This is a genomic window from Streptomyces sp. NRRL B-24572 (assembly GCF_002156145.1).
Lineage (GTDB): Bacteria > Actinomycetota > Actinomycetes > Streptomycetales > Streptomycetaceae > Streptomyces > Streptomyces vietnamensis.
The window spans coordinates 1-6,188 of sequence record NZ_MWIG01000754.1 but is presented as its reverse complement, the minus strand read 5'-3'; the positions used below and the strand labels follow the sequence as shown (position 1 = coordinate 6,188).

At 71.8% G+C, this 6,188-nt stretch carries 8 protein-coding genes; 4 read left to right on the top strand and 4 right to left on the bottom strand.

Going from position 1 to position 6,188, the window contains the following annotated elements; genetic code table 11:
- The 3 genes from CCN56_RS35155 to CCN56_RS35145 form a co-directional block, all read right to left on the bottom strand.
- Window positions 1-287 (bottom strand): Mur ligase domain-containing protein (locus CCN56_RS35155; protein WP_256962342.1); only part of this gene is annotated, 287 nt, incomplete at its 3' end.
- A 161-nt stretch (window positions 288-448) separates the two neighbouring features.
- Window positions 449-919, bottom strand: coding sequence for an indole-3-glycerol phosphate synthase (locus tag CCN56_RS35150; RefSeq protein ID WP_086831843.1), 471 nt, complete (start codon window positions 917-919; stop codon window positions 449-451).
- 106 nt (window positions 920-1,025) lie between these two features.
- On the bottom strand, window positions 1,026-1,787 hold the full coding sequence (locus CCN56_RS35145) for a pyrimidine reductase family protein (protein ID WP_086831842.1): 762 nt from the start codon (window positions 1,785-1,787) through the stop codon (window positions 1,026-1,028).
- A gap of 36 nt (window positions 1,788-1,823) precedes the next feature.
- Here CCN56_RS35145 and zapE point away from each other — a divergent pair, with 36 nt between their 5' ends.
- From zapE to CCN56_RS35125, 4 genes are all read left to right on the top strand, one after another.
- Window positions 1,824-2,909, top strand: coding sequence for a cell division protein ZapE (gene zapE, locus CCN56_RS35140; protein WP_086831841.1), 1,086 nt, complete (start codon window positions 1,824-1,826; stop codon window positions 2,907-2,909).
- Between the two features lie 34 nt (window positions 2,910-2,943).
- Window positions 2,944-3,369 carry an OsmC family protein gene (locus CCN56_RS35135; protein WP_086831840.1) on the top strand — a complete coding sequence of 142 codons (426 nt, stop codon included), beginning with the start codon at window positions 2,944-2,946 and terminating at the stop codon, window positions 3,367-3,369.
- Window positions 3,370-3,509: 140 nt separating this feature from the next.
- Complete coding sequence (locus tag CCN56_RS35130; RefSeq protein WP_086831839.1) at window positions 3,510-4,874, top strand: alkaline phosphatase PhoX; 1,365 nt, start codon at window positions 3,510-3,512, stop codon at window positions 4,872-4,874.
- 77 nt (window positions 4,875-4,951) lie between these two features.
- On the top strand, window positions 4,952-5,830 hold the full coding sequence (locus tag CCN56_RS35125) for a PPK2 family polyphosphate kinase (protein WP_086831838.1): 879 nt from the start codon (window positions 4,952-4,954) through the stop codon (window positions 5,828-5,830).
- Here the strand turns inward: CCN56_RS35125 and CCN56_RS35120 are convergent.
- On the bottom strand, window positions 5,816-6,188 hold a 373-nt coding region (locus tag CCN56_RS35120; protein WP_218779483.1), incomplete at its 5' end, for a hypothetical protein. The genes CCN56_RS35125 and CCN56_RS35120 overlap by 15 nt on opposite strands.

Here is a 6,188-nt window from a genome sequence, read left to right as displayed (position 1 = left end):
ACGGGGATGCCGAGCTCGGCGGCGCGGGCCAGCTCGGGGTTGTCGGCGCGGATGGCGCTGGAGACGACGACGGCGGAGGCGTCGTCGGCGAGGTGCTCGGCGGCGTGGCCGATGTGCACGGTGGCGCCGAGGGCGCGCAGCGACTCGGCGGTCGCGGACTCCTTGGCGTCGCTGCCCGCGACCTTGGCGCCGCGCTGGGCGAGGATCTTCGCGATGCCCGACATTCCGGCACCGCCGATGCCGATGAAGTGCGGCCGTTCCATGGCGGCAGGGATGGCGGGTGCCATGCGGATCTCTCCCCGGGGTGTGTGGTTCTGGAAGCCCCCAGCCTAGTGGCTCCGGCCGGGGTCCCGGCGGTCGGCGGGGCCGGGTCCGCGCCTCCCGCACGGGGCGCCGCGACGGCTCCGGGTCCGCACCCCCTGCACGGGGCGCGGACCCGGCCTTGCCGTTACTCGCTGTGGGCGAAGAGCTTCAGGACGGGGACCCCGACCTTGTGGCGGGCCCGGGAGGCCCAGTCCCGGTGGAAGAACTCCTCCACGTAGTGCGGGGCGGTGAGCACGATCACCTCGTCCGCCCCCGACTCGTCGACCACCGCCTTCATCTTGTCGAGCGGGTGGTCCTCGACGACCTGGCCGACCGCCTCGCAGCCGGCGTTTCTCAGTGCCTGGAGCGAGACCTCCAGGGCCCGCTCGGCCACGGGCCGGGCCTCCTTGCCCTCCGGTTCGTCGCCCTCGTGGGCGGCTTCCTTCAGTTCGCCCATGGCGACGTCGTCGATGGCGCGCAGCAGTACATCGGCCTGGTCACCACGCGGCTGCATGAGGACGATGAAGGACATGCCCTCGTCGCCGTGCAGGGTGGTGACGAATTCCACGTCGACGGACGTGAGGGGCTTCTCGATCATCAGAACGCTTGTGAACACCTCAGGAGCCCTTCTGCGGAAACCATCCTTCCCCGTGCCCGCACGGGGTCTGCGACAGTAAGTGTGCCCAGCGGACGGTAAGCGGAACGACAAATTCCGCCGATTGTCAGATGCGACGGTAGCGGGTGAAGAGGAAGCCGTCCTGCTCCATGACGGAAGCCACCTGGAAGCGTGTCGGGACGGCCACCGAAGGCCCTCCGGCGATCCGCTGGGCGTCACCCGCGGTCATCGTCGGCGAGACCGTCAGGCACAGCTCGTCGAGGACCTCCGCCGCCACGAACTGGCCGAGCAGCCGGGGCCCGCCCTCGGTCAGCTGGCGGCGCAGCCCGCGCTCCGCGAGCGCCGCCACCGCGCGGGCCGGCTCCACCCCGGGCCCGTCGCCCGCGATCAGCACCACGGCGCCCGCCGCCCGGGCGGCCTCGATCCGCTCGGGGGGCGCGGCGGCCCCCGTGAGGACCAGGGTCGGCACCAGCGGCTCGGTGAAGAGCGGCAGCGAGAAGTCGAGGTTCAGGGAGGCGCTGGCCACGGCGATCACGGGCGCCGGGCCCTGTCCGGCGGCGGCCCGGCGGACCGCGAAGGCCTCCCGCGCGCGGGCCGGTCGGTAGCCCTCCAGGCGCACCGTTTCCGCACCCACCACGACCACGTCGGCGAGCCCGCGCAGGATCCCGAAGATCCGCATGTCCGCCTCGGAGGAGAGGGGCTGGGAGCGCCCCTCGTGCTGGCCCGCCCCGTCGAGCGAGGAGACCATGTTGGCCCGCAGCCACGGATCGTCGCCCTCCGGATACGCATAGGCGTCCGCGAGGGCGTCGAGCGACCACTCCCGGTCGGCAGTGGCTGTCATGTCCGTCACAGGGAAGAGCTGGCGCATGATCGAAGTCTGACACGGCGCTTACAGTGGGGAACTGTGTCGACCCGTGCCCTCACCGAAGCGGCTTCCCCCGAAGCGGCCCCGCTCTCGCTCTGCTCCCGAGAGCCCCACGTCCCCGCCGACCGCCTCGTCGCGGAGATGGTGCCGCCGCCGCGCTTCGACTCCGTACGCTTCGACACGTACCTCCCCGACCCGAACCAGCCGAGCCAGACGGACGCCGTCAAGGTCCTCGGCTCCTTCGCCGAGGGCCTCGGCGGGGCGCACGCCACCGGCGCCGGGAAGCGCCGCTGGTTCGCGAAGAAGCCGGCCGCCCCGAGCGGCCCGCGCGGGGTCTACCTGGACGGCGGTTACGGCGTCGGCAAGACCCACCTGCTGGCCTCGCTGTGGCACGCGACCCCCGCGGAGCCCGCACTGAAGGCCTTCGGCACCTTCGTCGAGCTGACCAACCTGGTCGGCGCGCTCGGCTTCCAGCAGACCGTGCAGACGCTGAGCGGACACCGCCTCCTCTGCATCGACGAGTTCGAGCTCGACGACCCGGGCGACACCGTCCTCGTCTCCAGCCTCCTCGGCAAGCTCGTCGAGTCGGGCGTGGCCCTCGCCGCCACCTCGAACACGCTCCCGGGCAAGCTCGGCGAGGGCCGCTTCGCCGCCGCCGACTTCCTCCGCGAGATCCAGGGCCTCTCCGCCCACTTCCGGCCGCTGCGGATCGACGGCGAGGACTACCGCCACCGCGGTCTGCCCGAGGCCCCCTCCCCGTACTCCGACCAGGTGGTCACCCAGACCGCGTACGCGACGCCCGGCGCCTCCCTCGACGACTTCCCGCACCTGCTCGAACACCTGGCCAGGGTTCACCCGAGCCGGTACGGCGCCCTCACCGACGACCTCGGCGCCGTCTGCCTCACCGACGTCCAGCCGGTCCCGGACCAGTCGACGGCCCTGCGGCTCGTCGTCCTCGCCGACCGCCTGTACGACCGCGAGATACCCGTGCTGGCCTCCGGACTCCCCTTCGACAAGCTCTTCAGCGACGAGATGCTGAACGGCGGCTACCGCAAGAAGTACTTCCGGGCGATCTCCCGGCTCACCGCGCTCGCCCGCGACGCGAAGGGCCTCGTCGCGCAGTAGCTTGGTGGCCGTACCCGATCGAAAGGGATCCACCATGGCCACCGTGCGTCACGCCCACACCGTCTGGCAGGGCGACCTCCTCAAGGGCTCCGGCGTCGTCACCCTCGACTCCTCCGGTCTCGGCTCGTACGACGTCTCCTGGCCGGCCCGGTCGGAGGAGCCCAACGGCAAGACGAGCCCCGAGGAGCTCATCGCGGCCGCGCACTCCTCCTGCTTCTCGATGGCCTTCTCGAACGGTCTGGCCAAGGCGGGCCACGCGCCCGAGCGCCTGGAGACGAAGGCCGACGTCACGTTCCAGCCGGGCGAGGGCATCACCGGCATCCACCTCACCGTGCGCGGCACGGTCTCCGGCCTCGACGCGGACGAGTTCCAGGCGCTCGCCGAGGACGCGAAGAAGAACTGCCCGGTCAGCCAGGCGCTCACGGGCACGACGATCACCCTCACCGCCGAACTGGCCTGACGCCGGATCAGTCTCCGCGCCACATGAGGCAGTTGTGGCCCGCATGGTTCTCCTGTCACCACCGTGCGTGATACACACATGCGGGTCACACGTCACATCGCATCCGTCCTGTCCGCCAACAGGAAGTGGGTTGTTGCCTCATGTCCGCAACACGACGTCAGATCCTCTCCCGCACCGGCGCCTCCGTCGCCGGGATCGCCTTCACGGGCGCCCTCTCCGAACTCTTCGCCGGAACCGCCGCGGCGGCCCCGCCGGCCCGGGGCGGCTACGGTCCCCTCGTACCCGACCCGGACGGCCTCCTCGACCTCCCGGCCGGCTTCCGCTACAAGGTCCTCTCCCGGATGGGCGACCCGCTCCGCTCCGGCGAGGGCCCCGTCCCCAGCAACCACGACGGCATGGGCGCCTTCGCCGGCCGGCGCGGCCGGGTGCACCTCGTCCGCAACCACGAGAACCGGGTCACCGGGAAGATCGCCGTCCCCACCGTCCCCGGCCTCACGTACGACCCGGCCGGCAAGGGCGGCTGTACGGTCCTCGAACTCGACGGCCGCAACAACGTCCTCGGCGAGCGGGTCGGCATCGCCGGGACCGCCGTCAACTGCGCGGGCGGCCCCACCCCCTGGAACACCTGGCTGACCTGCGAGGAGACCGAGGACCGGGCCGGCACCAACGGCTACACCAAGGACCACGGCTTCATCTTCGAGGTCGACGGCGCCGACCCGCACCGCACCGGGGCCGTCCCGCTCACCGCGATGGGCCGCTTCCAGCACGAGGCGATCGCCGTCGACCCGGCGAGCGGCATCGTGTACGAGACGGAGGACGCCTTCGAACGGCCCTTCGGCCTCTTCTACCGCTTCCTGCCGGAGAAGCCGCTCGGCGGCACCGGCTCGCTGCGCGCGGGCGGCGCCCTGGAGGCCATGCGGGTGCCCGGCGTCCCCGACCTCTCCGTCGTCCAGGAGACCGGCGCCCGCTTCGACGGCATCGAGTGGGTCCCCGTACCGGACCCGCTGGCGACGTCGACCTCCATCCGGCACCAGGACTTCGGCCCCAGGGGCATCACGCACGCCCAGAAGCTGGAGGGCTGCTACTGGGGCGGACGGGCCGTCTACTTCGTGTCCTCCTTCGCCCGGGCCAAGGACGGCTCGGCGGCCACGCACTTCGGCCAGGTGTGGAAGTACGAGCCGCACAGGCGCCGGCTCACCCTCGTCGTGGTCTTCGGCCCGAGCACCGACGTCCAGCTGCCCGGCGAGTCCCCGGACAACATCTGCCTGGCACCGACCGGAGGCCTGATGGTCTGCGAGGACGGCAACGGGGCGCAGCACGTCTTCGGGGTGAGCACGGAGGGCGAGGTGTACGCGGTGGCCCGGGGCGCCCAGAACATCGGGACGCCGGAGGCCCCGGAGTGGGGCGAGTTCGCGGGCGTCACCTTCTCCCCGGACCGCTCGACGATGTACGTCAACTGCTACACGCCCGGCACGACGTTCGCGGTGACGGGCCCGTGGTGCTGAAGCGGCCGGACTAGCGGGCGCCCGGGTTCCGTCGCAGGATCGGGAGAGGACGAGCGGCGCGGCGGAAGGGGCCCGAGGTGGCGAAGAAGGACGGCGGGAAGAAGCGGAAGGCGCCGGAACCCGCCCTCCGTGACGTCCTCCGCATCCCCGAGGGCGAGCGGATCGACCTCGACTCGTACGACGCGAGGGCGACCCCGGCCGGCCCCGCCGACAAGACGGCGGGCCTGGCCGCCACCGCCGCCCTCGGGCCGCGCCTCGCCGAGCTCCAGGAGCGCCTGTACGCGGCGAGCACCGCCGGCGACCGCCGGCGGCTGCTCCTCGTCCTCCAGGGCATGGACACCAGTGGCAAGGGCGGCACGGTCAAGCACGTCATCGGCCTCTTCAACCCGTCCGGCTGCCGCATCCACGCCTTCAAGGCGCCGACCCGGGAGGAGCAGAACCACCCCTTCCTCTGGCGGATCATGCGGGTGCTCCCCCAGCCGGGCGAGATCGGCATCTTCGACCGCTCGCACTACGAGGACGTCCTCATCGCCCGGGTCCGGGAGCTGGTCCCTCGCCGCCTGATCGGCCGCCGCTACGGCCAGATCAACCGGTTCGAGAAGTCCCTCGCCGAGGACGGGGTGACCGTGGTCAAGGTCTTCCTCCACCTCTCGTACGAGGAACAGCGCGACCGGCTCCTCAGTCGCCTCGACAACCCCGACAAGCACTGGAAGTTCAACCCCGGCGACATCGAGGAGCGGGCGCTGTGGCCGGAGTACCGGCAGGCGTACGAGATCGCCCTCGAACGCTGCACGACGGACGAGGCCCCGTGGTACCTGGTCCCGGCGGACCGCAAGTGGTACCGCAACTGGGCGATCAGCAAACTGCTCCTCGAACACCTGGAGGCGCTGGATCCGAAGTACCCGCCGGGGGACTTCGACGTGGCGGAGTGCCGGCGGAGGCTACTTGAATCTTGAGCGGCGCCACCCGTTGACGCACGCCGCCACCTCCGGGAAGCCGACCAGGTCGAGACGGCCGAGGTCGCGCATCCGGGGGTGCCAGTCGAGGACCGCCTCCGGAGCGAACGCCAGTGCCTCTTCCAGAGGCCGCAACCGTCCGGCATCGGCGACGAACGTCTCCGGCGTCATCGCCGCGCCGCGCTCCTCCAGCCAGTCCGACAGCTCGATCACCTCCTCCACCGGTCGCGACCACGCCGCCTCGGTCAGTTCGCGTGCCGCCTCCGGGAACCGCTCTTCCTCCCACATGGCGAGCAAACGGCTCTTGAGCATGTCCAGCGGGAGGTCGCCGACGGCGCTCCGGGACCACGTCCTGGAC

Bases quoted from the DNA above. Each gene is read 5' to 3' on its own strand.
- CCN56_RS35130 (WP_086831839.1), top strand. From the start codon at position 3,510: ATGTCCGCAACACGACGTCAGATCCTCTCCCGCACCGGCGCCTCCGTC.
- CCN56_RS35135 (WP_086831840.1), top strand. From the start codon at position 2,944: ATGGCCACCGTGCGTCACGCCCACACCGTCTGGCAGGGCGACCTCCTC.
- CCN56_RS35145 (WP_086831842.1), bottom strand. From the start codon at position 1,787: ATGCGCCAGCTCTTCCCTGTGACGGACATGACAGCCACTGCCGACCGG.